Origin of the sequence: Streptomyces sp. NPDC127119, assembly GCF_042677425.1 — a bacterium.
Classification (GTDB): domain Bacteria; phylum Actinomycetota; class Actinomycetes; order Streptomycetales; family Streptomycetaceae; genus Streptomyces.
The window spans coordinates 51,829-77,432 of sequence record NZ_JBHXTO010000004.1 but is presented as its reverse complement, the minus strand read 5'-3'; the positions used below and the strand labels follow the sequence as shown (position 1 = coordinate 77,432).

At 70.8% G+C, this 25,604-nt stretch carries 25 protein-coding genes and 1 pseudogene; 18 read left to right on the top strand and 8 right to left on the bottom strand.

From position 1 onward, the window contains the following. Positions 1–197: 197 nt before the first annotated feature. Together ACFVH5_RS03350 and ACFVH5_RS03345 are read left to right on the top strand one after the other, a co-directional pair. A pseudogene (locus ACFVH5_RS03350) lies at positions 198–387 on the top strand (GntR family transcriptional regulator); the annotation flags it as partial. A 99-nt stretch (positions 388–486) separates the two neighbouring features. After that, positions 487–624 (top strand): hypothetical protein, encoded by a 138-nt coding sequence (locus tag ACFVH5_RS03345; protein ID WP_385831672.1) that lies wholly within the window; start codon positions 487–489, stop codon positions 622–624. Here the strand turns inward: ACFVH5_RS03345 and ACFVH5_RS03340 are convergent. From ACFVH5_RS03340 to ACFVH5_RS03330, 3 genes are all read right to left on the bottom strand, one after another. After that, on the bottom strand, positions 599–1,438 hold the full coding sequence (locus ACFVH5_RS03340) for a triphosphoribosyl-dephospho-CoA synthase (protein WP_385831670.1): 840 nt from the start codon (positions 1,436–1,438) through the stop codon (positions 599–601). The two genes, ACFVH5_RS03345 and ACFVH5_RS03340, sit on opposite strands and share 26 nt — an antisense overlap. A 15-nt stretch (positions 1,439–1,453) precedes the next feature. Next, positions 1,454–2,413: an intradiol ring-cleavage dioxygenase gene (locus ACFVH5_RS03335; RefSeq protein WP_385831668.1), complete on the bottom strand. Its 960-nt coding sequence runs from the start codon at positions 2,411–2,413 to the stop codon at positions 1,454–1,456. 122 nt (positions 2,414–2,535) lie between these two features. Beyond that, positions 2,536–2,988, bottom strand: a complete 453-nt coding sequence (locus tag ACFVH5_RS03330; RefSeq protein WP_385831665.1) for an ATP-binding protein — start codon at positions 2,986–2,988, stop codon at positions 2,536–2,538. A gap of 321 nt (positions 2,989–3,309) precedes the next feature. Between ACFVH5_RS03330 and ACFVH5_RS03325 the strand changes: the two genes are divergently transcribed. The 9 genes from ACFVH5_RS03325 to ACFVH5_RS03285 all read left to right on the top strand — a co-directional run bounded on the left by ACFVH5_RS03325 (position 3,310) and on the right by ACFVH5_RS03285 (position 13,523). Continuing rightward, entirely contained in the window at positions 3,310–4,185 is an 876-nt protein-coding gene (locus tag ACFVH5_RS03325; RefSeq protein ID WP_385831663.1) for a hypothetical protein, read from the top strand. Positions 4,186–4,328: 143 nt separating this feature from the next. Then, positions 4,329–5,066, top strand: a complete 738-nt coding sequence (locus ACFVH5_RS03320) for a YcnI family protein (protein WP_385831661.1) — start codon at positions 4,329–4,331, stop codon at positions 5,064–5,066. Between the two features lie 181 nt (positions 5,067–5,247). Then, positions 5,248–5,919 carry an SCO family protein gene (locus ACFVH5_RS03315; protein WP_385831659.1) on the top strand — a complete coding sequence of 224 codons (672 nt, stop codon included), beginning with the start codon at positions 5,248–5,250 and terminating at the stop codon, positions 5,917–5,919. After that, on the top strand, positions 5,916–6,491 hold the full coding sequence (locus ACFVH5_RS03310; protein WP_385831657.1) for a copper chaperone PCu(A)C: 576 nt from the start codon (positions 5,916–5,918) through the stop codon (positions 6,489–6,491). The genes ACFVH5_RS03315 and ACFVH5_RS03310 overlap by 4 nt, the downstream gene beginning before the upstream one ends. A gap of 14 nt (positions 6,492–6,505) precedes the next feature. Continuing rightward, positions 6,506–8,485, top strand: a complete 1,980-nt coding sequence (locus ACFVH5_RS03305; protein WP_385831655.1) for a copper resistance CopC/CopD family protein — start codon at positions 6,506–6,508, stop codon at positions 8,483–8,485. Positions 8,486–8,493: 8 nt separating this feature from the next. Then, on the top strand, positions 8,494–9,801 hold the full coding sequence (gene efeB / locus ACFVH5_RS03300) for an iron uptake transporter deferrochelatase/peroxidase subunit (RefSeq protein WP_385831653.1): 1,308 nt from the start codon (positions 8,494–8,496) through the stop codon (positions 9,799–9,801). A 68-nt stretch (positions 9,802–9,869) separates the two neighbouring features. Beyond that, positions 9,870–10,802 (top strand): prephenate dehydratase, encoded by a 933-nt coding sequence (gene pheA, locus ACFVH5_RS03295; protein ID WP_384807737.1) that lies wholly within the window; start codon positions 9,870–9,872, stop codon positions 10,800–10,802. A 598-nt stretch (positions 10,803–11,400) separates the two neighbouring features. Continuing rightward, positions 11,401–12,678 carry a serine--tRNA ligase gene (gene serS / locus ACFVH5_RS03290; protein WP_384807739.1) on the top strand — a complete coding sequence of 426 codons (1,278 nt, stop codon included), beginning with the start codon at positions 11,401–11,403 and terminating at the stop codon, positions 12,676–12,678. Beyond that, a complete protein-coding gene (locus tag ACFVH5_RS03285) occupies positions 12,675–13,523 on the top strand; it encodes an HAD family hydrolase (protein ID WP_385831651.1) in 849 nt (282 codons plus the stop codon). The genes serS and ACFVH5_RS03285 overlap by 4 nt, the downstream gene beginning before the upstream one ends. Positions 13,524–13,826: 303 nt before the next feature. Here the strand turns inward: ACFVH5_RS03285 and ACFVH5_RS03280 are convergent, their stop codons facing one another. The 5 genes from ACFVH5_RS03280 to ACFVH5_RS03260 form a co-directional block, all read right to left on the bottom strand. Continuing rightward, entirely contained in the window at positions 13,827–14,111 is a 285-nt protein-coding gene (locus tag ACFVH5_RS03280) for a hypothetical protein (protein ID WP_385831649.1), read from the bottom strand. Between the two features lie 165 nt (positions 14,112–14,276). Next, entirely contained in the window at positions 14,277–14,996 is a 720-nt protein-coding gene (locus ACFVH5_RS03275) for an ABC transporter permease (RefSeq protein ID WP_384807744.1), read from the bottom strand. Between the two features lie 11 nt (positions 14,997–15,007). Continuing rightward, a complete protein-coding gene (locus ACFVH5_RS03270; protein ID WP_385831647.1) occupies positions 15,008–15,919 on the bottom strand; it encodes an ABC transporter ATP-binding protein in 912 nt (303 codons plus the stop codon). A gap of 49 nt (positions 15,920–15,968) precedes the next feature. After that, positions 15,969–16,892: an ABC transporter permease gene (locus tag ACFVH5_RS03265; protein ID WP_384807746.1), complete on the bottom strand. Its 924-nt coding sequence runs from the start codon at positions 16,890–16,892 to the stop codon at positions 15,969–15,971. Further along, positions 16,882–17,895, bottom strand: a complete 1,014-nt coding sequence (locus ACFVH5_RS03260; protein ID WP_385831832.1) for an ABC transporter ATP-binding protein — start codon at positions 17,893–17,895, stop codon at positions 16,882–16,884. Before ACFVH5_RS03260 ends, ACFVH5_RS03265 begins: the two co-directional genes overlap by 11 nt. 282 nt (positions 17,896–18,177) lie before the next feature. Between ACFVH5_RS03260 and ACFVH5_RS03255 the strand changes: the two genes are divergently transcribed. The 7 genes from ACFVH5_RS03255 to ACFVH5_RS03225 all read left to right on the top strand — a co-directional run bounded on the left by ACFVH5_RS03255 (position 18,178) and on the right by ACFVH5_RS03225 (position 25,534). Continuing rightward, a complete protein-coding gene (locus tag ACFVH5_RS03255) occupies positions 18,178–19,038 on the top strand; it encodes a M24 family metallopeptidase (RefSeq protein WP_385831645.1) in 861 nt (286 codons plus the stop codon). Positions 19,039–19,073: 35 nt separating this feature from the next. Beyond that, a complete protein-coding gene (locus ACFVH5_RS03250; protein WP_385831830.1) occupies positions 19,074–20,831 on the top strand; it encodes an SDR family oxidoreductase in 1,758 nt (585 codons plus the stop codon). Next, positions 20,828–21,727: a metal-dependent hydrolase gene (locus ACFVH5_RS03245; protein ID WP_385831643.1), complete on the top strand. Its 900-nt coding sequence runs from the start codon at positions 20,828–20,830 to the stop codon at positions 21,725–21,727. The genes ACFVH5_RS03250 and ACFVH5_RS03245 overlap by 4 nt, the downstream gene beginning before the upstream one ends. A gap of 41 nt (positions 21,728–21,768) precedes the next feature. Then, positions 21,769–22,725 (top strand): MerR family transcriptional regulator, encoded by a 957-nt coding sequence (locus tag ACFVH5_RS03240; protein WP_385831641.1) that lies wholly within the window; start codon positions 21,769–21,771, stop codon positions 22,723–22,725. Positions 22,726–22,847: 122 nt separating this feature from the next. Continuing rightward, positions 22,848–23,447, top strand: coding sequence for an RNA 2'-phosphotransferase (locus tag ACFVH5_RS03235; RefSeq protein ID WP_385831639.1), 600 nt, complete (start codon positions 22,848–22,850; stop codon positions 23,445–23,447). Between the two features lie 72 nt (positions 23,448–23,519). Then, positions 23,520–24,431: an LLM class flavin-dependent oxidoreductase gene (locus ACFVH5_RS03230; RefSeq protein WP_385831637.1), complete on the top strand. Its 912-nt coding sequence runs from the start codon at positions 23,520–23,522 to the stop codon at positions 24,429–24,431. 215 nt (positions 24,432–24,646) lie between these two features. Further along, a complete protein-coding gene (locus tag ACFVH5_RS03225) occupies positions 24,647–25,534 on the top strand; it encodes a Cof-type HAD-IIB family hydrolase (RefSeq protein WP_385831636.1) in 888 nt (295 codons plus the stop codon). Positions 25,535–25,604: the final 70 nt, after the last annotated feature.

Sequence of the window (25,604 nt, the reverse complement as noted above, 5' to 3'; positions counted from 1 at the left end):
GTCGGCGCTGTGCTGTGGCATGAACCGACACGAATGGCCGGGTACCGATGGGGTGCCCGGCCATTTTCGTCGTCTGCGGGTGCGCTGTGGCTGGTCGCGCAGTTCCCCGCGCCCCTGAAGACAAAAGACCGCGCGGTTCCCCGCGCCCCAAAAAGGGCGCCCCATGAGACGCGCACTCAAGTGAAGGGGATCCCGACGTCTCCGACGGGCGGTCGGCCGCCGGGGCACGGCTGCCCGCGACCCGGCGGCTCGCCGTCCAACTCGGGATCTCGCGCGGCACGGCGAAGGCGGCGTACGACCAGCTCGTCGCCGAGGGCTGTCCGACCGCGCGGCAGGGGGCGGGCACCCAGGTCGCCCCGCTGCCCGCCGTGGACGCGGCGGCTCCGGAGACGTCGGCGCTCTTCCAGGTGCGGACGGCCCGCGGAATCACGGGCACGGCGTCGGCCACGCGCGCGGTACGGCGTTCGGGCTCGTGAAGCTGGGCCCGTGAAGCTGGCCTCGTACGCGATGGGTCCCGCGGTGCGGTGGGCGGTGCGGAGCCGGGGCGCGGAGGGCCGGGGCGCGGGCCCGATCGGCGGCCCGGCGGCCGGACCGACCGTCAAGCGGCCGGTACCGGTGAACTGACCCACAGCGGAAGCGAGTCCGCGAACAGGGCGCCCGCGAGCAGTCCGCTGCTTCCGCGGGGGCTCCACGCGCGCGCGTGGAGGTCCTCGTCGAAGGCCTCCAGGGCCGCGCGGCCGGGCCCGGTGGACGTGCTGCCCGCCTCGACGACCCCGCGCGCACCCGCCTGCACGTGCCGCAGACCGTGCGGCCCCGCCGTGTACAGCAACTCGGTGTCCTGGAGCGTCGACATGACGGTCAGCAGGGCGTCGAGCCGCGCGTACGGCTCGGGGACGCCCGCGGTGCGGGCCGCGGCCAGCGTGTCCAGCGCCCGGCGCACATGGGGGAAGCCGGCTTTCGCCTCGCCCCGGGCGCCCGCCGCGCCGTACTTCGCGGAGACCGAGGAGCCGCGAGAGGGCCGTCGTGGCGCCCGCCGGTCGGAGTGGGCCGCGATCCGCTTGGCGGCCGCGGTCAGGTCCCGTCCGCCGGCCCGGGGTTCCAGGGCCGCGGCGGAGACCAGCAGGCCTAGCACCCACAGCGCTCCGCGGTGCCCGCCGCCCGCCAGGGCCACGGAGTGCTCGGTGCAGCGCCCGATCGCACCCAGTTCCGCCCGGAGTTCGGGCGTCGCCGAACCGGTGCGGCGGGCGGCTGCGGCCATCGCCGCGAGGCCCGGCTCCAGCGCCTTGGCCGACCAGCGCAGCGAACAGTGGTCCTCGCCGGTCACCCGGGCACCGAGATCACGCGGGTCGGGCAGTCCTGGCTTGGGTGCCAGCGCCAGCTGCCCGGTGAGCGCGGTCACCGCGGCCCGCGCCAGCGTCTCGTCCGCACGGCTGCTCATCGCCCACGGCCCCCCTTACGAGGAGGAGGCGGAGGAGGAGGCCGACGCGCTCGGGGCGTCGCCGGGGCTCCCGCCGGGAGCGTCGCTCGGGGGCGTCCCGCCGTCACCGCCGCCGCTGCCCGCGCCGGTGTTCTCGGCGTCCGGGTCGACCCCGAGCGTGATGGAGCCCTTAAAGCCCTTGGAGGGGTCCTTCTTGTGCACGGCTTTGAGGGTGAGCAGGCCGCTGGAGGCGCCCCCTCCGTCGTAGACCATGTCGTCGTCGAGCTTGGTCCAGGTGCCCGAGTGCTTGGAGTAGGGCTCCAATTCGAAGATCTGCTCGGCGATGTCGTCGTCGAAGAAGAGCTGGCCGGTGTAGTTGACCTTGCCGCCCTCGTAGGTGCCGTCCTCCTTCTCGCCTCCGGTGTGCACCTTCACGTGGATGTGACAGGTCCGCGGCGTGTACCAGCCGGGGACGATGGTCTCGAACGTGACGGCCCCGTTGGCGTCGGCGACCTGGTAGCCCCGCAGATAGGTCTTGTCGTCGGCGGTCGAGCCGTCCTCGCTCTCGGCGGGCGCGGAACCGCCGGGGTTGGCCGTCGTGTAGCCCGAGTAGTAGCCCCAGGCGTCGCAGTGCCAGATCTCCACGGCCGCGCCGGCGACCGGGGCGCAGGACTCCGTGGTGTCCTGCACGGTGATCCGCAGCGTCAGCGGGACACCGCTCTTGCCCTCGGTGATGTCCTTCCGTACGAGGGCGCCGTCCAGGTAGTACGGGCCTTCGGTGACGCTGGACATGAGGACGCAGGTGCCGCTGCCCGAGGTGGCGGACGCACTCGCGGAGGCCGTCTCCGTGGCGGTTCCCACGGCCGTGGCGGTCGTCCCGTCGGCGAAGGCGGACTGGTATCCGGCGATCGCGAGGCCGCCGGCCGCGGCCGTACCGCCGGTGACCGCGAGGGCCCGGCGCCGCGTGATGCTCGTGCCTTTGTGTGTTCCCGTCATGACGGAAAAGCTAGGGAGGCCACCCGTCAGGGACATGGGTGAAAGCTGTGAGCGCCCTGAGAATGCCGGGAAAGCTGAAATCGGCGGGAAAACAGCCCTCTTCGGAGGCCCTGGACGTGCCGTCAGGTGGCCAGCAGCGGTGTGCCCTCGCGCCACTTGAGGATCTTGTCGAAGCTGACCACGGCCCCGCCCCTGACGGAGCTGCCGATGTGGACGTGGTCGGCGAGCTCCTGGATCAGACCCAGGCCCCGGCCGTGCTCCGCGTCGCTGTGGGCGGGCCGCACGGGCGCACGACTCCGGCCCGACGGGAACCCCGGGCCGGAGTCGGTCACTTCGATACGGCACTTCTCGCCGTCCAGATAGGCGGTGACCCGGTAGGCCTCGGTGGGCTTTCCCCGGTCCGTGTCGCCCCCGTGCTCGACGGCGTTGGCGCAGGCTTCGCTCAGCGCGACGGAGATGTCGTAGGAGATGTCAGGATCCACCCCCGCCGACTCCATCGTGCCGATCAGCAGGCGCCGGGCGAGCGGAACACTCGCCGCCTCACGCCGGAGATGGAGGGACCACCAGATGCTCATGCTCCAGCCTCCTGGCCGCGGCTCGACATACCGTTACGTATTGCCGCGGGAACCCGGAACTAAGCGTGCGGTCGACGTGACAACGCCCATACGGGGGATGTACCGACGCCATCTGCCGGTGTATGGCCGGTATGTATCCGACACAATGTCGAACGATGCCGGCGCGTGTACGGGCACACATGTGGGCGCGTGTACGGACGAACAGTCACAGAAACTCACCTTCCGGCATCTTCCTGCACCCTCCGGTACCTTCCGGTCCGCACGTCATCTTGTGGACCTGCCGTATGGGGCGGGTAAGGCCAGTGCGATGATGAGCCCGCCATGACTGCCTCCCACCAGCGCGCGCGTACCGGAGGTGATCTCCGGGTCCTGAGGGCCGCGGTGTTCACCGCGGTCTGTGTCGTGCTGGCCGCGGCCGGCCACTCCATCGCCTCCTGCGCGACGGTTCCTCTGTGGTCGCTCGGGGTGGGGTTCCTCGCCGTCTTCGCCGTCGCGGCGCCGCTCGCCGGGCGGGAGCGTTCGCTGCCGGGCATCACCGTGCTCCTCGCGACCGGCCAGACGGTGCTGCACACGCTCTTCGGACTCGGACAGCACGGCACGGCCGTCACCGCGTCCGCCTCTTCTTCCACGGCTTCCATGGCTTCCACCGGCCTGGACACCTCGCTCGTGGCCCGGGCCGCACGGCTGGTGTGCGGCGCGTCCGTCGCGACGCTCAGCCCCGCCCAGGCCCAGCGGATCCTCGCCGACGCACAACTCGGCACCGGCACCGGCACCGGTACCGGCGGCACGAGTACAGGTACGGGCACAGGCACCTCGCACGCCCTGCACGAGCAGGCGGGCGCCATGTCGGCCGCCGTCGGATCGCCGGCGTCGGTGCTGCCGTCGCTGCCCATGCTCCTCGGTCACGTTCTCGCCGCGGTCGCCGCCGGGTGGCTGCTGCGCCGCGGGGACATCGCCCTGCGGCGCCTCCTGCGGCTCTCGGCGCACGGAGTGGCGGAAGGGCCGCTGGTCTCCCTGCGCGGAGCCCTGGCGCTCGTACGGGCCCTGCTGTCGGGTCTGCCCGGCGTGCTCCCGGCGGTGCCCGGCCCACCGCGCCTCTGGGCGTACGAGCCGGCGGCCCCGCACACGACCGCTCTTCAGCACTCGGTCAGCCGGCGCGGTCCGCCGGCCGGCGAGGCACTCGCCCTCGCCGCCTGACACGACGGACCACTTCGGACGTACTTCTTCGGACGTACCACTCCGGGGACGCCGTCGTGCGGCACGCGCGCGTGCCCGCTCTTCCACGCGCGCAATCCCCAGTTCTTCACCGAACCAGTGCTGAAAGCGAAGTGTTTCCTGCCATGAAGGCTTCTCGTATCGCCGCGACCGGTGTCGTCGCCGCCTCCGCCGTCCTCGTCCTGTCCGGCCCCGCGTTCGCGCACGTCAGCGTGCAGCCCGAGGGCACGGCCGCCAAGGGCGGTTACGCGACGGTCAACTTCAAGGTGCCGAACGAGCGCGACAAGGCCTCGACCACCAAGCTGGAGATCAACTTCCCGGCCGACCACCCGCTCGCCTCGGTCATGCCGCAGCCCGTCGACGGCTGGAACGTCAAGGTCACCAAGTCCAAGCTCGACAAGCCGCTCGAACTGCACGGCGAGAAGATCAACGAGGCCGTCACCAAGGTCACCTGGACCGCGGACGGCAAGGGCATCCAGCCCGGCTTCTTCCAGAAGTTCCCGCTCTCCATCGGCGCGCTGCCCGAGGACGCCGACGAACTGGTGTTCAAGGCGATCCAGACGTACTCCAACGACGAGGTCGTGCGCTGGATCGAGACCCAGGAGAAGGGCGAGGAGGAGCCCGAGACGCCCGCTCCGGTGCTCGCGCTGTCCGCCGCGACCGACGACCACCACGGGTCCGCCGCCTCCGACGACGACGCCGAGAAGGCCGACGACGCGAAGGCCGCCGCCTCGACCACCGAGGCCGCCGCCACCGACAGCAGCGACACCACCGCCCGTGTGCTGGGCGTCGTGGGCATCGTCGTCGGTGTGGCGGGCGTGGCGTTCGGCGTTCTCGCCGGCCGTCGGCGTAGCAACGCTTAAGTCCAGTACGACCTGCGCGCAGGTCCAGGCCGGCCCCCGCCGGTCCGGTACGGCCTCCGCGCAGGTCCGGTCCGACCGATCCGAGGTCGGACGCTCACCGCGATCCCGGCCGGTCCGTATCCGGCCGGGGCCGGGGCCCGTACACCGGAGACCGAGTGCGGCGTCCCCAGGAGAATGCACTATGCGCAAGAAGACGTACGCCGTGGCCGCTCTGTTCGCCGCGGCCGCTCTGACCCTTTCCGCCTGCGGCAGCGGCGACAGCGGTGACAACGCCGTCGCCGAGGTGTCCACCGAGACCGGCTCGGACAAGGCCGCCACGGTCCTCGACAAGCCGTTCGAGAAGCCGGACCTGGTCCTCACCGACACGCACGGCAAGAAGTACGACCTCCGCGAGGCGACCGCGGGCAAGCCGACGCTCGTCTACTTCGGCTACACCAACTGCCCCGACGTCTGCCCGCTGACGATGAACAACATCGCCGTCGCCAAGAAGCAGCTCGCCCAGGACAAGAAGCTGTCCCAGGCCGAGAAGGACTCGCTGCGCATCGTGTTCGTCACCACCGATCCGGAGCGCGACACCCCCGCCGCGCTCGGCAAGTGGCTCAAGGGCATCGACTCGGACGTCGTCGGCCTGACCGGCTCCTTCGACACGATCCAGGCGGGCGCCCGGACGCTGGGCATCTCCATCGAGGCGCCGACGAAGGGCAAGGACGGCAAGGTCACCTCCATGCACGGCACGCAGGTCATCGCCTTCTCTCCGAAGACCGACGGCGGGTACGTGCTGTACGGCGAGGACGCCACCGTCGACGACTACACCAGGGACCTCCCCGCGCTGATCACGGGCGCGAAGCCGTGACCCGTCGTACGGCGTCCGCGGCGGCCCTCGTGGCTGCCGCCGCACTCGTCCTGACGGGCTGCGGGGACTCGGACTCCGACGGCCCGGGCGGCTCCGGGAGCGGGCTCTCGGTGGGCTCCGCCTATATGCCGCAGCCCGTGTCGGACTCCATGGCGGCCGGATTCCTGGTCATCGCCAACGACGGCGGCACGGGCGACCGGCTGTCCTCCGTCACCAGTGACGTGGCCGGCGAGGTCACCATCCACACGACCGTCGGGCAGTCGATGGAGCAGGTGAAGGATCTCGACATCCCCGCCCACGGCAAGCTCGTCCTCGAAAGCGGTGGCGACCACCTCATGTTCGAGAAGCTGAAGCGCAAGCCGAAGGAGGGCGACACGGTGTCCCTGGAGCTGCGTTTCACCGAGTCCGATCCGATCAAGGTCGAGATGCCGGTGAAATCCGCCACCTACCAGCCGTCGGCGGCGACGAAGTCGTCCGCGCGGTCGTCTTCCGCTCCGACCGCCCCGACCGGCCCGTCCACCGTGTCCGCTCTGCCTGCTCTGTCCGTTCCGTTCACGACATCGCACCACTGAGGGAGGGACCACCGTTGAGCCAGACCACCGCTCCCCGTGTGCGGACGCTGTTGCTGCTGCTCCTCGCCGTCACCGGCGCGCTCCTCGCCGGGGCCGTGCCCGTCTCCGCGCACGCCGCCCTGACCGGGAGCGACCCCCAGCAGGGAGCGGTGGTCGCCGAGGCCCCCGCCCAGGTGTCGCTCACCTTCTCCGAGCAGGTCGCGATGTCCGACAGCTCGGTGCGCGTGCTCGACCCCAAGGGCAAGCGCGTCGACACCGGCAAGACGTCCGGGCAGGGCGGCAACACGTACGCCGTGAAGCTGCACTCCGGCCTGCCCGACGGCACGTTCACCGTGACCTACCAGGTGGTGTCGGCGGACAGCCATCCCGTCTCCGGTGCCTTCACCTTCTCCATCGGTGCGCCCTCCACGACCACCGTCGCCGTGTCCGACCAGGAGGCCGGCGGCGGGCTCGTGGGCGGCCTCTACGGCTTCGCACGCTATGTGTCGTACGCGGGATTCATCCTGCTCGTCGGCGGCTCGGCCTTCGTGCTGGCCTGCTGGCAGCGCGGCACCGGTGTACGGGCGGTGCAGCGGCTCGTGGTCTCCGGGTGGCTCGCCCTGACCGGGGCCACGCTCGCCATGCTGATGCTGCGCGGGTCGTACACCGGCTCGGGGAAGTTCGGGGACATCTTCGACCTGAACCTGCTCAGCGAGGTGCTGCAGACCAAGACGGGCGCCGCGCTGGTGTCGAGGCTGCTGCTGCTCGCCGCCGCCGCGCTGTTCATCGCCGTGCTCTTCGGGGCGTACGAGAAGCGCGAGGACGAGGAGGAGAAGGGCGATCTGACCTTCGGGCTCGCCATCGGCGGGTTCGTCGTGGCGGCCGGTCTCGCCGCGACGTGGGCGATGGCCGAGCACGCCTCGACCGGTCTCCAGGCGGGGATCGCGATGCCCGCCGACGTCCTGCATCTGCTCGCCGTCGCGGTCTGGCTGGGCGGGCTGTCGACGTTGCTGGTGGTGCTCTACCGGGCGCCGTCGATCGAACGGTCCGCCGTTCAGCGCTTCTCCCAGGTCGCGTTCGGCAGCGTGGCCGTGCTGGTCGTGACCGGGATCTACCAGTCGTGGCGGCAGGTCGGCTCGTGGTCCGCGCTCACCGGGACCTGGTACGGGCAGCTGCTGATGATCAAGGTCGGCCTGGTGGTCGTCCTCGTCGGCATCGCGTGGATCTCGCGACGCTGGACCACCCGGCTGGCGCAGACACCGACGCCGGCGGCCAAGGAGTCCGTGAAGGCCTCCGCCGGGGTCACGGCATCCAAGAAGTCGAACGGACCGGCCGGGGGCAAGGGGTCCAAGGGCGCCAAGGCGTCCAAGGCGTCCGGCGGGTCCGAGAAGAGTCCCGCCGACAAGGAGACGGTCCCCGCAGGCGGCAGCGGTGGCGGTGGCAAGCGGGCCGCCCAGCTGGCCCGGCAGCGGGCCGCGGTGGCCACCGCGCGCGACAAGCGCCTGCGCGACGCCGACCCGCTCCGCTCGGGCCTGCGCCGCTCGGTGCTCGCCGAGGCGGGCGTCGCGGTCGTCCTGCTGGCCGTCACCACCGTGCTCACGTCCACCGAACCGGGGCGTACGGAGGAGGAGGCGAAGGCCGCCACCGCCGCCGCGTCCGCGGCGCAGACCGGTGAGGCGCTGTCGCTGGACATCCCGTTCGACACGGGCGGCCAGGACGGCAAGGGGATAGCCCGCGTCGAGCTGGACCCGGCCCGCGTCGGCGGCAACGACATGCACGTCTACGTGGAGCGGCCGAACGGCAAGGCCTTCGACATTCCCGAGGTCAAGGTCGCCTTCACCCTCAAGGCGAAGGACATCGGACCGCTGCCCGTGGTCCCCGACCGCATCGCCACCGGACACTGGACGGCGAGCGGGGTGCAGATCCCCATGGCGGGCAGCTGGCAGATCGAGGTGACCGTGCGGACGTCCGACATCGACCAGGTGACCGTGGACAAGAACGCGCAGATCGGCTGAACGACACCATGGCTGAACAGTCCACTCCCAAGACCTATGTTCCGAAAACCCCTGTTCCGAAAACCGCTGCTCCGAAGACCCCCTCCAGGGGTGTCGTCTCGCGGCGGCGCCTGCTCGGCACCGCCGGTGCCACGGGCCTCGCGCTGGGTGCGGCGGGCGGAGCGGCCGGTTACGCCGCCGCGCCCGCCGCCGACCGGACCGCGCTCCTCAACTCGGTGGGCGCGGACAAGGCGATGTTTCACGGGAAACATCAGCCGGGCATCACGAACGCCCTGCAGGCCAAGGGCCATCTCGTCGCCTTCGACCTGGCGGCGGGCGCGGGCCGCAAAGAGGCGGCGGCCCTGCTGCGGCGCTGGTCGACGACCGCCGAGCGGTTGATGGCGGGCGAGGCGTCCGCGAACGACGACACGGACGTGGCACGCGACGCCGGACCGTCCTCCCTCACGGTCACCTTCGGCTTCGGCCACAGCTTCTTCGCCCGTACGGGGCTGGAGAAGCAGCGCCCGATCGCCCTCGACCCCCTGCCGGACTTCTCGTCGGACCATCTCGACAAGGCCCGCAGCAACGGCGACCTGTGGGTCCAGATCGGCGCGAACGACTCCCTCGTCGCCTTCCACGCCCTGCGCGCGATCCAGCAGGACGCGGGCCGGGCGGCCAAGGTGCGCTGGCAGATGAACGGCTTCAACCGCTCGCCCGGCGCCACCACCCGCCCGTTGACGGCCCGCAATCTGATGGGGCAGATCGACGGCACCCGTAATCCCAAGCCCTCGGAGTCCGACTTCGACCGGCGGATCTTCGTGCCCGACGCGAGCGACCCGGCGTGGATGGCGGGCGGTTCCTACGCCGTCGTACGCCGTATCCGGATGCTCCTCGACGACTGGGAGAAGCTTTCGCTCACGGACCAGGAGGACGTGATCGGGCGCCGGAAGTCCGACGGGGCGCCACTGTCCAGCGGCACCGGCGGCACCGAGACGACCGCGATGGATCTGGAGAGGACCGGCGGCGACGGCAAGCTGCTGGTCCCCATCAACGCGCACGCCCGGATCACCCGGCCCGACGAGAACGGCGGCGCGGCGATGCTCCGCCGGCCCTTCTCCTTCCACGACGGCATCGACGCGGACGGTGTGCCGGACGCGGGGCTGCTCTTCGTCTGCTGGCAGGCCGATCCGTTGCGCGGCTTCGTACCGGTGCAGCGCAAGCTCGATCGCGGCGACGCGCTGTCCACCTTCATCCGGCACGAGTCGAGCGGACTGTTCGCGGTGCCCGGCGGGGCGGCGGAGGGGGAGTACGTGGGACAGAAGTTGCTGGAGGGCTGAGATCCACTTGATGGGGCGTGGTTCCGGAAGCGTGAGCCCAGTTCCGCAAGGCCCATTAGGGTGAGGCCATGCCAGCCAGCTACGCGTATCTCGGCCCCGAGGGCACCTTCACCGAAGTCGCCCTGCGGACTCTTCCGGAGTCGGCCACCCGGCAGCTCGTCCCGATGGTGTCCGTTCCGGCAGCGCTCGACGCCGTCCGGGCCGGTGAGGTCGAGGCCGCGTTCGTGCCGATCGAGAACTCGGTGGAGGGCGGCATCACCACGACGATCGACCAGCTGGCCGTCGGCGAGCCGCTGATGATCTACCGCGAGGTGCTCCTCTCGATCACCTTCGCGCTGCTGGTCCGCCCCGGCACGAAGCTGTCCGACATCAAGACGGTCAGCGCGCACCCGGCCGCCCAGCCGCAGGTGCGCAACTGGATGAGGGACAACCTCCCGGACGTCGTCTGGGAGTCGGCGGCCTCCAACGCGGACGGTGCCCGGCTGGTGCAGGAGGGGCGTTACGACGCGGCCTTCGCGGGCGAGTTCGCGGCGGCGCGGTACGGCCTGGAGGCCCTGGAGACCGAGATCCACGACGCGGAGAACGCGCAGACCCGGTTCGTCCTGGTGGGCCGGCCCGCCCGGCCCGCGGCGCCGACCGGTGCGGACAAGACGTCCGTGGTGATCTGGCAGCGCGACGACCATCCCGGCGCGCTGCTCGAACTGCTCCAGGAGTTCGCGGTCCGTGGCGTCAACCTGATGCTGCTGCAGTCCCGGCCGACGGGCGAGGGCATCGGCAACTACTGCTTCGCCATCGACGCGGAGGGGCACATCGCGGACCGGCGGGTGGCCGAGGCGCTGATGGGGCTCAAGAGGGTCTGCCCGAAGGTGCGGTTCATCGGGTCCTATCCGCAGGCCGACGTCGATCCGAAGGACGTACGCGCACCGCGGGCGGGGACCTCGGACGGCGAGTTCGCGGCGGCCTCGGACTGGCTGGCGCGCTGCCAGGACGGCCGCTTCTGACCGGACCTGCCCGTCCGGCCCGACCGCCCTGCCTGCCTGCCCTGCCTGCTGGTCCTACCTGCAGATCTTCTTCATCCACAGAAGTTATCCACAGGCGCGCTTCTCGACCTGGGGACAAGTCGACAACGAAGTGCGACACAGTCGACAAATCGGCCTACAACCCACAACTGCTTCCACAGCCCCGCAGGTCACCCTTCGTCCACCTGTTTTCCCTGACCAATCCCTTAGAGGGAACCATTTCCACCCGAACGTGGGTGTAGAGAGGGTTTGGCTCGGGAATTCCCCGTCCCGGATGCGGCTTTCGGAACGATCACTTCCGATGTCCACAGATCTTTCGCACAGCCTGTGGATAACTTTTCGAAGGTGTGGATTCCTGTGGACAACCCCTGTGCCAAGTCCCTTGCGCCGCAAGGGAATCGGGTCAACACGCAGCACCCACCCTGCCCCGTTCCAGGGAGCCGGGCCCTTTTCGATTGACGCGGATCCGGCGCGGATCGGCACAATTCGATCGAATCCATAATTCGCGCAAAGCGTGACAGAAGCGACAGATCGGAATACCGGGTCGTGCCCCGGAACCCGGCACCGGTAACCTTGTGGGGTGATTGACCTTCGCCTGCTTCGTGAGGACCCCGACCGTGTTCGCGCCTCCCAGCGCGCCCGTGGAGAGGATGTCGCGCTCGTCGACTCCCTGCTCTCCGCCGACGAGCGGCGCAGGTCGTCCGGCGTCCGCTTCGACGAGCTGCGCTCCGAGCAGAAGGCGCTCGGCAAGCTCATCCCCAAGGCCTCGGGCGACGAGAAGGCCGAGCTGCTCCAGAGGACCGGCCGGCTCGCGGCCGACGTCAAGGCGGCCGACGCCGAGCAGCACGAGGCGGACGACGAGACCAAGCGGCTCCTGCAGCAGCTCGGCAACCTCGTGCACCCCGACGTCCCGGTCGGCGGCGAGGAGGACTTCGTCGTCCTGGAGACGCACGGCACGATCCGCGACTTCGGCGCCGAGGGCTTCGAGCCCAAGGACCACCTGGAGCTCGGTGAGGCGCTGGGCGCCATCGACGTCGAGCGCGGCGCCAAGGTGTCCGGCTCGCGCTTCTACTACCTGACGGGCGTCGGCGCGCTCCTGGAGCTGGCCCTCGTCAACGCGGCGATCGCGCAGGCCACGGAGGCCGGCTTCATCCCGATGCTGACCCCGGCGCTGGTCCGCCCGCGCGCCATGGAGGGCACCGGCTTCCTCGGCCAGGCCGCGGAGAACGTGTACCACCTGGAGAAGGACGACTTCTACCTGGTCGGCACCTCCGAGGTCCCGCTCGCGGCGTACCACATGGACGAGATCCTCGACGCGGACAAGCTGCCGCTGCGCTACGCGGGCTTCTCGCCGTGCTTCCGCCGCGAGGCCGGCACGTACGGCAAGGACACCCGGGGCATCTTCCGCGTGCACCAGTTCGACAAGGTCGAGATGTTCTCGTACGTCGATCCGGCGGACGCGGAGAACGAGCACCAGCGGCTCCTCGACTGGGAGAAGCAGTGGCTGACAGGCCTCGGGCTGCCCTTCCAGGTCATCGACGTGGCCTCGGGCGACCTGGGTTCGTCCGCCTCGCGCAAGTTCGACTGCGAGGCGTGGATCCCGACCCAGGGCAAGTACCGCGAGCTGACCTCGGCCTCGAACTGCGACGGCTTCCAGGCCCGCCGGCTGTCGGTGCGCATGCGGGACGGCAAGAAGGTGCAGCCGCTCTCGACACTGAACGGCACGCTGTGCGCCGTTCCGCGCACGATCGTGGCGATCCTGGAGAACCACCAGCTGGCCGACGGTTCCGTACGGGTGCCCGAGGTGCTGCGTCCGTACCTGGGCGGCCGTGAACTGCTGGAGCCGATCTCCAAGTGACCGGCACCACCGAGTCCACCGGGGCTTCCGAAGTGTCAGAGGCGTCCGGGGCGTTCCCGTACAAGCTCGTCGCGACCGATCTCGACGGAACGTTGCTGCGCTCCGACGACACGGTCTCGGAGCGCACCCGTGAGGCACTCGCCGCGGCCACCGCGGCGGGTGCCGCGCACCTCGTCGTCACCGGCCGGGCCGTGCCCTGGACCCGGCACATCCTCGACGACCTCGGGTACGAGGGCCTCGCGGTGTGCGGCCAGGGCGCCCAGCTGTACGACGCCGGGGCGCACCGGCTGCTCACGTCGGTGACCCTCGACCGGCAGCTGGCGGGGCTCGCGCTCGCCAAGATCGAGGCGGAGGTCGGCCCGCTGGCCCTCGCCGCGAGCCGCGACGGACTCGACGGTGACGTCCTGGTCGGCCCCGGTTACCGGGTGCAGGGCCTGCTGAAGTCCGTCCCGTTCACCGACGTGGCCGAGCTGTGGGCCGCGCCCCTGACCAAGATGTACATCCAGCATCCGCGTCTCACCGACGACGAGCTGACGTCCGCGGCGCGGGCTGCGGCGGGCTCCCTGGTGAACATCGTGATGGCGGGCGAGGGCATCGTGGAGATCCTGCCCCTGGGCCTGTCCAAGGCCACGGGGCTGTCCCTGGCGGCCCGCCGCCTGGGTGTGAAGGCCGCCGACACGATCGCCTTCGGCGACATGCCGAACGACATACCGATGTTCGCGTGGTCGGCGCACGGCGTGGCGATGGCCAACGCCCACACCGAACTCAAGGCCGTGGCCGACGAGATGACCCTGTCGAACGACGAGGACGGCATCGCGGTGGTGCTGGAGAGGCTGCTGGGCTAGCCGCTCCGCGGCGCCCTTGAAGCCCCGCCCGGGGAGGGCGGCCCGCGCGGAGGTACGCGCTCGAAGCGGCCGCCCCGGGCAGCTCCCGTACGGGGCGGACTCGACGGAGCTGACTACTCCGGAGCCCGCACGCTGCCCTCTCGGGAGTCCGACGAACTGCCACTGACGGGCATCGTCGTGCTCCTCACCCGGACTGCGGCGCCGGAGGAACCCGGCGGCCTGGACATGACCACTGTGCCCGTGGGACGAGTCGGACGCCACTGATTAAAAGGGCGTCCGGCGCACGGCGGGCGGGCGGGCGGATCAGCCGCGTCGCCATCTGCGCCGCCGCGCCTTGCTGAAGAACCAGCCCGCGGGCGGCTCGTCGGAGCGCCAGGGCTGTGGATCGGGGCCGCCCTCGCGCCAGCGGGCCGCGAGCATACGGGCGCGCGCGGACGGCTCCTCCGTATCGGCGGACCGTATGAAGTCCTCGTCCAGGACGAGTTCGTCCCAGACCTCCCCGGCGGCCTCCCCCTGGCCCTCGCCGGGGCGCTGTCCGTCACCGCGTCCGTCGCCGTGTCCGTCGCCGCGTGGTGCCTGTGCCGTCATCCCCGTTCCTCCTCGTCGCATCCCCTCGGGCCAGTGTGCCGTCACCGGCGTAAAACCCACTTCAAGATCAAAAATCACCGCAAGATCGAAGACAGATGCGGCTCCACGCGCGCGTGGAGCCGCATCGGCCACCCGAAGACCCCGCTTCACGGGGCCCCGGAAGGCCTACTCCTCGCCGGCCAGCGTCAGCGTCCGCAGTTTCTGTCCCGCGAACCAGGTGGCGGCGACGGTCACCACGACCAGCAGCACCGTGCCGGTGGTGAGACCCACGTCCGAGGTGACGAGATCGCCGCCGGACACCTTGTGGGCCACCGCGAGCGACCACTGCTGGACACTGAGCGTCTTCGCCCCGGAGACCAGCGTCCCGAAGAGTGCCTCCCACACGAGGGCGTAGACGAGCCCGAAGACCACCGCGTGCCGCGTGATGGTGCCGAGCAGCAGGAAGAGCGCGGCGTACGCGATCGAGGCGACCAGCGCGGCCACGGTGTAGGCGACGGCGACCTGCTGGCCGTTGCCGTTGAGGATCAGCCCCGCGAGGAACGTCGGGACCGCCGAGAACACCATGGTGACGGCGACGGCGACGATCAGCTTGGTGAAGATGATCGTGGGGCGCTTGACCGGCTTGGCGAGCAGGTAGACGACCGAGCCGTCGTCGATCTCGGGGCCGATCGCGCCGGTGCCCGCGATGACGCCGATGATGGGCACCATCGTGGCGAGCGCGAAGCCGCCGAGGACGTCCGCGGCCACCTGGTCGTCGGCGCCCGTGAAGCCGCGTACGGCCGCGGAGATGACGATCAGCAGGACGGGCAGGGCGCCCAGGATGAGGGCCCGGCGGCGGCCGAGGAGGCCGCGGTAGGTGAGCCGGGCGACTGTGGGGTCGTACATCTTTCGGCCTCCTACGCCGCGACGAGATACGAGAAGACGGACTCGAGGGACTCGTCGGACGGCGAGACCGTGAGCAGTCGGATGCCGTGGTCGCGGGCCACTCGCGGCAGAAGTGCCGTGAAGCGCGGGAAGTCGACGGCCTGGATGCGCAGGGCGCCCTCCTGGAGGTCCACCTCGATGCCGGACGTCGACGGGTCGGCGATGAGCGCCGCCGCGAGTGCGCGGTCGTCGCTGGAGCGGACCAGATAGCGGTGCGGACGGTCGGTCATCAGGCGGCGGATCCGGCGGAAGTCGCCGCTGGCCGCGTGCCGTCCGGCGACGATCACCTCGATGTGCGAGGCGAGCTGCTCGACCTCCTCCAGGATGTGCGACGAGAAGAGGACCGTGCGGCCCTCGTCGCCCATCCGCCGCAGCAGTTCCATCAGCTGCATGCGCTGGCGCGGGTCCATGCCGTTGAAGGGCTCGTCGAGCAGCAGCAGCGAGGGGTTGTGGACGAGCGCGGAGGCCATCTTCACGCGCTGGCGCATGCCCTTGGAGTACGTCGAGATCTTCCGGTCCTGCGCGTACTCCATCTCGACCGTGGCGAGGGCCCGGTGCGCGGCCTTGTCGCCGAGGCCGTGCAACTCGGCGTTGGCGACGACGAACTCACGGCCCGTGAGGAAGTCGTACATCGCCTCGCGCTCGGGGACGATGCCGATCTGCTGGTAGATCTCCTCGTTGCGCCAGGTCGGCCGGCCGTCGAGGGTGACGGAGCCGGTGGAGGGGGCCAGGAAGCCGCCCATCATGTTGATGAGGGTGGACTTTCCGGCGCCGTTCGGGCCGAGCAGGCCGGTGACTCCGGGACCGATGGTCATGGTGATGTCGTTGACGGCCACCACGTTGCCGAACCAGCGCGAGACGTGGTCGATGGTGAGGGTGCTCATGGGCGCGGCCCGTTCCTTGGAAGGGTGGTGGCGGACGACGGGCGGGCGGTCACAGTCCGACCTTTCGGTAGCGGCGCATCAGCAGGCCGTAGCAGCCCGCGACCAGTCCCAGGACGACGAGCAGGAAGACGACGCCTTCTCCGCTCGACGGGCCCTCGCCGCCGGGGAAGGCGGAGGTGGCGCCCAGGAAGGCGGTCTGCACCCCGTCGATCAGCGTGATGGGCGAGAAGAGCCCGAGCCAGGAGACCGCGTCGGTGCTGGACTGGTTGTAGGCGATGGCCTGGACGGTGGACACCGCTCCGTAGGAGATGGTCAGCACGGCGATGACGGCGGCGATACCGAAGCCGCGGCGCGGGGTGACGGCCGAGATGACCAGGCCGATGCCGGCGAAGAGCAGGGAAAGCAGTGCCACGGAGACGAGCCCTTGTCCGAAACCCTTGGTCTGGTCCCAGAAGTCCAGTTTGGCGAGCAGCGCTCCCACGTACAGCACGAGCAGCGGTGCGGCGGTGAGCATGAAGAGCGCCGAGGCCAGCGCCGCGTACTTGGCACGTACGTAGTCGGCGGTCTCGATGGGACGTGAGAAGTACAGCGGGACGGTCTTGAAGCGCAGGTCGCGGGAGACGGACTGCGGTCCCTGGGAGGCGACGTACAGACCGATGACGGCCTGCATGATGATCGCGTAGCGCGTGTAGTCGACGGGCAGGTCCTTCGCCTTGGTGGCGACGGCGACCGCGACCATGATCAGTGCGGGGACGCACATCACCACGAAGAGCAGCATCGGCAGCACTTTGGACTTCACCGAGCGGCCGAGGCCGTACGAGCCGCGCAGGGACATCGAGTAGAGCGAGCGGCGGGCGTACGCGCGGCCCAGGCGGGGGCCGTCGTAGTTGCGGTAGCCGATGTTGTGGATCCGGGTCTGCTCGCCGCCGCGCGCCGGAGCCGGGACCTGTGCCTGGGGCTGCTCAACCGCCATGGCCGACCGCCTCCTTCCGCTGTTCGTCGCCGTCCTTCAGGGCCGACCGTGCTTCTGCGTCCCTGGCTGCCTGCTCGTCGCTGTCCTTGAAGACCTCCGCGATGTGGTGCCTGCGCTGCTCCATGCGCACCAGACCGAGGCCCAGGTCGGCGACGACGTCCCGGACGAGGTCGTACGTCTCCTCGCCCTGCGCGGTGAGCAGGAGGATGTGGCCCGCGCCGGGCAGTCCGCTGCCGTCGTGGGTCTCCACCCCGCGCGCGTGGAGCACGTCGCGCAGTGCGCCGGTGCCGTCCGGGTGTTCGTCCGTGTCGGTGACCTCGACCGCGAGGATCGCCGTGCGCTGCGTGAAGTCCGTGGTGGAGCTGGACCGCAGGAGCTTGCCGCCGTCGATGACGACGACGTGGTCGCAGGTGCGTTCCAGCTCGCCGAGCAGGTGCGAGGTGACCAGGACGGAGATGCCGAAGTCGGTGTGGATGCGGCGGATGAGGCCGAGCATCTCGTCGCGGCCGACCGGGTCGAGGCCGTCCGTCGGCTCGTCGAGGAAGACCAGCTGCGGGTCGTGGACCAGCGCCTGCGCGAGTTTCACGCGCTGCTTCATGCCCGTCGAGTAGCCGCCGATGGGGCGGTACCGCTCCTCGTAGAGGCCGACGTGGCGCAGCGTGTCCGCGGTGCGCTCGCGGGCCGCCGCCGGGGGCAGGCCGGACATGCGCGCCATGTGGACGACGAACTCGGTGGCCGAGACGTCGGGCGGCAGACAGTCGTGCTCGGGCATGTATCCGACGCGCTCCCGGATGTCGCCGCCGTTGGTGGCGACATCGAGTCCGAGGACCGCGGCGCGGCCCTCGGTGGCGGGGGACAGCCCCAGCAGGATCTTGATCAGTGTGGACTTGCCGGCTCCGTTGGCTCCGACGAGTCCGGTCACACCGGGTCCGACGTCCACGGAGAGCCGGTCAAGAGCGGTCACCCTGGGGAACCGCTTGCTCAGGCTTTCGGTCGCGATCACAGTCACATTTCGAAGGTAGTGGCGCAGGCCACATCAGTCGTCAGACCTGGGAGCTGTATCGCTGTCACTCTCCAGGCGTACGGGCCCGTAAGGGTCCCCCTCAGGTCGAACAACCGACGGCCGCCGCTGTGCCCGGGTCGCCCGGGTCGGCCGGGTTGTCCACAACCACACGGTTTTCCACAGGTCTCGCACCCACCCCTTGACTCAGCCGCCAACAATGGTCACATTCATCAGTGTCAAGTTACGGGCGCGTACGGCAGTCGGCTTGGAACGGACGGTGGCATGACCTCAGCAGTGGCCTCGCCAGGGGCCTCATCAGGCCCGCTCGCCGCGGAGCTCGGCGGGTTCAGGCAGGTGCAGCGGCTCGCGTACGCGTGCGCCGAGGCGGTGGCCGCGCGGCTGAAGCCCGGTGTGACCGAGCGCGAGGCGGCGCGGATGCAGCGCGAGTGGCTGCAGGAACGCGGGGTCCGGGACTGGTTCCATCTGCCCTTCGCCTGGTTCGGGGACCGTACGGCGTTCACGGGCTTCCGGATCCCCCTGCAGTTCTTCCCCACCAACAAGCGCCTGGAGCCGGGGATGCCGTTCATCCTCGACATGGCCCCGATCCTCGGGGGCTGCACCGCGGACATCGGCTACTCCGGCTCGCTGGGCCCGAATCCGGTGCAGGACCGGCTGCTCGCCGACCTGGAGGCGCATCGCGAGCTGCTGCTGCGCGAGGTGCGCGAGCGGCGCCCGCTGCGGGAGATCTACGAGGACGTGGACCGGCTCATGGTCCGCCAGGGCTACGCGAACCGGCATCGGGCGTACCCCTTCGGAGTGATCGCCCACAAGGTGGACCGCGTCCGGGAACGGCGCTGGTCACCACGCCTGTTCGGCTTCGGCACGCAGTCGCTGAAAGGTCTGGCGGGCGACGCGCTCCACGGCCACCGCGACGGCTGGTCGCCCCTGTGGTCGCCGTACCGCTTCTCCGACCACCCGCCGCGTCCCGGCCTGTGGGCGGTCGAACCGCACCTCGGATTCCGGGGCACGGGCGCGAAGTTCGAGGAGATCCTCGTGGTCACCGATTCCCGGGACCCCGAGCAGAGCGCGTTCTGGCTGGACGACGATCTGCCGCACGTGCGGCGCTGGGCGGAGGACAAGTGACCCTAGGCGAAGGACGAGTGCCCCTCGCGGGCGGAGTGCCCCTCGCGGGCGCGCGCGAGCGCTGGGTGCGTACGGGCGGAGTCGAGCTGTGTGTCGCCGAGTGGGGCGATCCCGCGACACAGCCCACGGTGGTGCTCGTGCACGGCTACCCGGACTCCAAGGAGGTGTGGTCCGAGGTCGCCGGGCGCCTGGCCGAGCGCTTCCATGTCGTGCTGTACGACGTGCGCGGCCACGGCAGGTCCACCGCGCCCACGCCCCTGCGCGGCGGGTTCACCCTGGAGAAACTGACGGACGACTTCCTGGCGGTCGTGGACGCGGTCAGCCCGGACCGTCCGGTCCATCTGGTCGGCCACGACTGGGGTTCGGTGCAGGCCTGGGAGTTCACCACGGTCACACGCACGGAAGGACGGATCGCGTCCTTCACGTCGATGTCCGGTCCGTCCCTCGACCACTTCGGGCACTGGATCAAGAAGCGCATGTCCCGCCCGACACCCCGCAAGGTCGGTCAACTGCTCGGCCAGGGCGCCAAGTCCTGGTACGTGTACCTGCTGCACACCCCCGCCCTGCCCGAACTGGCCTGGCGCGGCCCCCTCGGCAAGCAGTGGCCGAAGATCCTGCGCCGCCTGGAGAAGGTCCCCGCCGGCGACTACCCGACCTCGTCGCTGCCCAGGGACGCGGCCAACGGCGCATGGCTGTACCGCGACAACATCCGCCCCCGCCTGGGCAGGCCCCGCAGCGACGCGTACGCCCACGCGCCCGTGCAGCTCATCACGCCTCTGGGAGACGCCTACCTCTCGGAGCGGCTCTACGACGAACTGGAGCAGTGGGCACCGCAACTGGTGCGCCGCACCCTCCCGGCGAAGCACTGGGTCCCGCGCACCCGGCCCGACCAGGTGGCGGCCTGGATCACCGAGTTCGTGACCTCGACCGAGAGCGGACGGCCGGCACTCGCGGTGAGCGGCCCGCACGCCGAGCGCTTCGGCGGTCAGCTAGTCCTGGTCACCGGTGCGGGCAGCGGCATCGGACGGGCCACCGCCTTCGCGTTCGCCGAGGCCGGCGCGCGCGTGGTGGCCGTCGACCGGGACGCGGAGAGCGCGGCGCGCACCGCGGAGCTGTCCCGGCTCGTGGGCGCCCCGGAGGCCTGGGCCGAGACGGTCGACGTCTCGGACGAGCAGGCCATGGAACAGCTCGCCGCGAAGGTCGCCGCCGAGTACGGGGTGGTCGACGTCCTGGTGAACAACGCCGGGATCGGACTGTCCGGCTCCTTCCTCGACACCACCGTGGACGACTGGCGGAAGGTCCTCGACGTCAATCTGTGGGGGGTGATCCACGGCTGCCGGCTCTTCGGGAAACAGATGGCGGAACGCGGACAGGGCGGCCACATCGTCAACACCGCGTCGGCTGCCGCGTATCTGCCGTCGAGGGCACTGCCCGCCTACAGCACCTCCAAGGCGGCGGTGCTGATGCTCAGCGAGTGTCTGCGCGCCGAGCTGGCGGGCCAGGGCATCGGCGTCTCGGCGATCTGCCCCGGATTCGTCAACACCGCCATCACCTCGACCGCGCGCTTCACCGGAGTCGACGCCGACGAGGAGAAGCGGCGCCAAAAAAGGTCCGCGCGGCTGTACGGGCTGCGCAACTACCCGCCGGAGAAGGTCGCCGAGGCCGTTCTTCGGGCCGTCGTCCGCAACCAGGCCGTGGTACCCGTGACGGCGGAGGCCCGCGGCGGCCGTCTCATGTCCCGTTTCGCTCCCAGGGCACTGCGCGCGATCGCACGGATGGAGCCACCGCTGTGACAGAGCACCACGCCATCACACCCCGCCGGGTCTCCTTCGACTGGGAGCGGACCCCGCTCCACTGGATACCGGACGAGCCGACCGCCACCCACGTCATCAATGTGCTGCATCTGCTGCTGCCCGCGGGGGAGCGGTGGTTCGTCAAGGTCTTCAAGGAAGGCCTGCCGCTGGTCACCGATCCCGAACTGCTCAAGGACGTCAAGGGGTTCATGGGACAGGAGGCGACGCACAGCGTGCAGCACTCGTACGTGCTGGACCATCTGGCGGCGCAGCGCCTGGACACGGACGCGTACACGAAGCACGTCGAGTTCCTCTTCCGGAGGATCCTGGGCGAGACTCCGCCGCTGGGCCGCATACCGGCCCGGGAGTGGCTGCTCCTCCGGCTCTCGGTCGTCGCGGCCATAGAGCAGTTCACCGCGGTGCTCGGCGACTGGGTGCTGGCCGCCGAGGGACTGGACGAGGCGGGGTGCGACGAGGTCATGCTCGACCTGCTGCGCTGGCACGGCGCGGAGGAGGTCGAGCACCGCGCGGTCGCCTTCGACATGTACCAGCACTGCGCCGGCGAGGGGCTGCCCCGGTATGCGCGCCGGGTCGCGGGCATGGCGGTCACGGCGCCGGTGATGCTGTACATGTGGGCGTGGGGCGCGGGCTATCTGATACGCCACGATCCCCGACTGGCGGGCCGGCTGCGCTATTCGCTCGGGGCGCACAACCGGGCGGTGCGCAAGGGGCTGCTGCCCACGTGGAAGGAGCTCGGCTCGGCCGTACCGCGTTATCTGCGGCGCTCGTACCATCCTTCGCAGGAGGGCTCGATGCGCCGCGCGGTCGAGTATCTGGCGACGTCGCCCGCGGCGCGGGCGGCGGCGGGGGCGATCGGCAGGGCCGCGATCGCGTAGCGACGGGCGCTCGGGGGCAGGGAACCGAAAGGGCAGGGACTGTGATCGACGAGCCGGCCGGCGCCGCGTACCGCATCGAGGACCTGGCGCACCGCAGTGGCGCCACGGTCCGGACGATCCGTGCCTATCAGGACCGCGGGCTGCTCCCCCGCCCGGAGCGGCGCGGGCGCGCCAACCTCTACGCGGACACCCATCTGGCCCGGCTGCGGCAGATCGCGGACCTGCTGGACCGCGGCTACACCCTGGCCTCCATCAAGGAGCTCCTGGAGGCCTGGGACGCGGGGCGCGGCCTGGGTGGCGTGCTCGGTCTGGTCGCCGAGGTCGACGGGCCGTGGACGGACGAGGAGGCGGTCCGTATCTCGCGGGCCGAGCTCGACGAACGGTTCGGCGGGCACCCGGACGACGCGGCGGTGGCCGAGGCGATCGAGCTGGGCGTGCTCGAACGGATCCCGGGACAGATTCCGGGCCAGGAGGACACATTCCTCGTACCGAGCCCCCAAGAGCTGGCGGTGGCCGTCGAGTTGTACGAGGCGGGCGTTCCGCTGTCCGCGATCTCCGGCCATCTGCGGGAGTTGAGGGGTCAGGTGGAGCACATCGCCTCGCGGTTCCTGGAGTTCACGGCCGAGCACGTCTTCGCCCGCTATCTCGGCGAACACCCGCCGAACGACTCCGACGCCACGGAAGCGGCCGAGCTCGTACGCCGCCTGCGACCGCTCGCACGCCAGACGGTGGACGCCGAACTGGCGCGGGCCATGCAGCTGTTCGCCCATCGGCAGCTGCGCCGGCACCTCGGTGTGGAGAAACCGCGGGCGGAGGCGGAAGAGACGCGTACCGTGGCGGTCCCGGTCGCGACAATGACCGCCGTGGAAGGGCTTGTCGGCGCGGAGCACGCGGCCGAGTTCATCACTCTGGCCGCCGAACGCGAGGTCAGGGCACGGGCCTTGGACACACTCGCCGCACACCGCCCTCAAACGGCTGAAGTTGACGAACCATCATAAAATATCGGGGAGTTGTCCACAGATTCCTCAACTGGGGCTGTGGATAACGCATTTGGCTGTGGATCAAACCTCCGGGCCAAAATCAAATGCGTGATCAGTGTCTCTCCAGGCACTCTGGCGGGATGAACGAGAGACCCATGAAGGAGAGGCGCACCGCGAGCGGGAGACGCACCGCGGAAGAGAAGCGCACCGTGAAGGTGTCGAAGTACCTCTCGAAGCATCTGCGGCACCAGCCCGAGCGGATCGGGCTCACGCTCGACGACGCCGGCTGGGTCGAGATCGGCACACTGATGGCCGCGGCGGCGGCGCACGGCTTCCCGTTCACCCGGGACGAGTTGGACCACGTGGTGGCCGCCAACGACAAGCAGCGCTTCGCGATCGAGGGCACCCGGATCCGCGCCAGCCAGGGCCACTCCGTGGAGGTCGACCTGGGACTGCCGTCGGCGACCCCGCCCGCGTACCTCTACCACGGCACCGTCGCCCGCAGTCTGGACGCGATCCGCGCCGAGGGGCTGCGGCCCATGAACCGCCACGACGTGCACCTCTCGGCCGACCGCGAGACGGCGACCCGTGTCGGAGCCCGCCGAGGCCGCCCCGTCGTGCTCTCCGTGGACGCCGGCGCCATGAGCCGCGACGGGCATGTCTTCACGGTCAGTGCCAACGGCGTCTGGCTCACGGCCGCCGTGCCTCCGCGCTACCTGCGGTTTCCGGCCACCCACTGAGGGACCGCTGAGCGGGGTGGCCCGCGCCGGGCCGCTTCGGTGTGCCGCACGGCTGCGCTTAGGCTCTGCGGCATGAGTCTGCGCCTGAGCACCGTGATCCTGCCGTACCTCCGCTGGCACGAGGGAGGACGTTCCACCTGGCAGCGCGCCGAGCAGCTCGGGTTCCACACCGCCTTCACCTACGACCACCTGGCGTGGCGGACGTTCCGCGAAGGCCCCTGGTACGGCGCCGTGCCGACACTGACCGCCGCTGCGGGCGCCACCGACCGGCTGCGCCTCGGCACGCTCGTGACCTCCCCGAACTTCCGGCACCCGGTGGCCCTCGCCAAGGAACTGATCTCCCTCGACGACATCTCCGGTGGCCGGATCACACTGGGCATCGGCGCGGGCGGCTCCGGGTTCGACGCCACGACGCTGCTGCGCACCGGCGAGGAGCCGTGGACGCCGCGCGAGCGCGCGGACCGCTTCGGTGAGTTCGTACCGCTGCTCGACCGGCTGCTCACCGAGGACACCGTGTCGTACGACGGCACGTTCTACTCGGCCCGTGACGCGTACAACATCCCCGGCTGTGTGCAGCGCCCCCGGCTGCCCTTCGCGGTGGCCGCCACCGGGCCGCGCGGGCTGAAGCTCGCCGCCGCGCACGGACAGGCGTGGGTGACCACCGGGGACCCGAAGATCTTCGAGGCGGGCACGCCCGAGCAGTCGGTGGACGCCCTGCGGGGACAGCTGGAGAAGCTGGCCGCGGCGTGCGGGACGGTCGGGCGCGATGTGCGCGAGCTCGACAAGGTCCTGCTCACCGGCTTCACCCCGGACCGCGGACGCCCGCTGGAGTCCCTCGACGCGTTCGTCGACTTCGCGGGCCGCCATCTGGAGCTGGGCTTCACGGACATCGTGATCCACTGGCCCATCCCGGACTCCGACTTCGCCGCGGACGAGAAGGTCTTCGAGCAGATCGCGCTGGAGGCGGTCGCCCAGTTGGGCTGACGCCCCGTTGAAGGGCGGCGCCCGGCGGGGAGGGACCGACGCCCGGTGCGCGACTGCGGGTCGTCCTGGGTTGCTCGCGCCGTTCCCCGCGCCCCTTCCGGGGCGCCCCCGCCCCGCCGCTCGCGGTCTGCGGCTTACGGCCTGCGGTGTGGAAAAGGGCAGGTGAGGGGTTACGTCACTCACATGTGCGGACCGCCGCACGCCCGTGCACGCATATGCGGGAGAATGGCGGAGTGACCTCAGCGACCCGACGGCCCGGGATTCCGGCCTCCCCCCTCCCGCCCCGCCTGATCGCCACGGACCTCGACGGCACCCTGCTCGGCGACGACAAGTCCGTCTCACCGCGCACGGTGGCCGCCCTGGCAGCCGCCGAGGCGGCCGGCATCGAGGTCTTCTTCGTGACCGGGCGCCCGGCCCGCTGGATGGACGTCGTGAGCGATCACGTCCACGGCCACGGCCTCGCCATCTGCGGAAACGGCGCCGCCGTGGTCGATCTGCACGGCGGCCCCGGCGCCCACCGCTTCGTCAAGGTGCGGGAACTGGCGCGGGAGAACGCCCTCGACGCCGTACGGCTGCTGCGCGACGCCGCGCCCGGCACCCTCTTCGCCATCGAGCAGACCTACGGCTTCTACCAGGAGCCCGCGTACCCGAAGCTGCACCTGGAAGCACCCGACACCGTCGCGCCCGCCGAGAAACTTCTGGCGCCGGACGCCCCGGGTGCCGATGAGCCGGTGCTCAAGATCCTCGCCTACCACCACGAGATCGCCCCGGACGACTTCCTCATGACCGCCCGGCTGGCCATCGGCGAGCGCGCGAACGTGACCCGGTCCAGCCCCAGCGCGCTGCTGGAGATCAGCGGCCCCGGCGTCTCGAAGGCCAGTACCCTCGCGCTGTGCTGCGCCGAGCGCGGCATCTCGCACGAGGAGGTCGTCGCCTTCGGTGACATGCCGAACGACGTGGAGATGCTCACCTGGGCGGGCACGTCGTACGCGATGGGCAACGCGCACCCCGACGTGATCGCCGCGGCGTCCGGACGCACGGCCGCCAACACCGAGGACGGCGTGGCCGTCGTGATCGAGCGGATACTCGCGGAGCGCCGGTAGGAACGGGTCGGCAGTCGGCCCGCTCCCACAGCCGGCCCGCTCCCGCCCTCACCCCCACAGCTACAGCTAC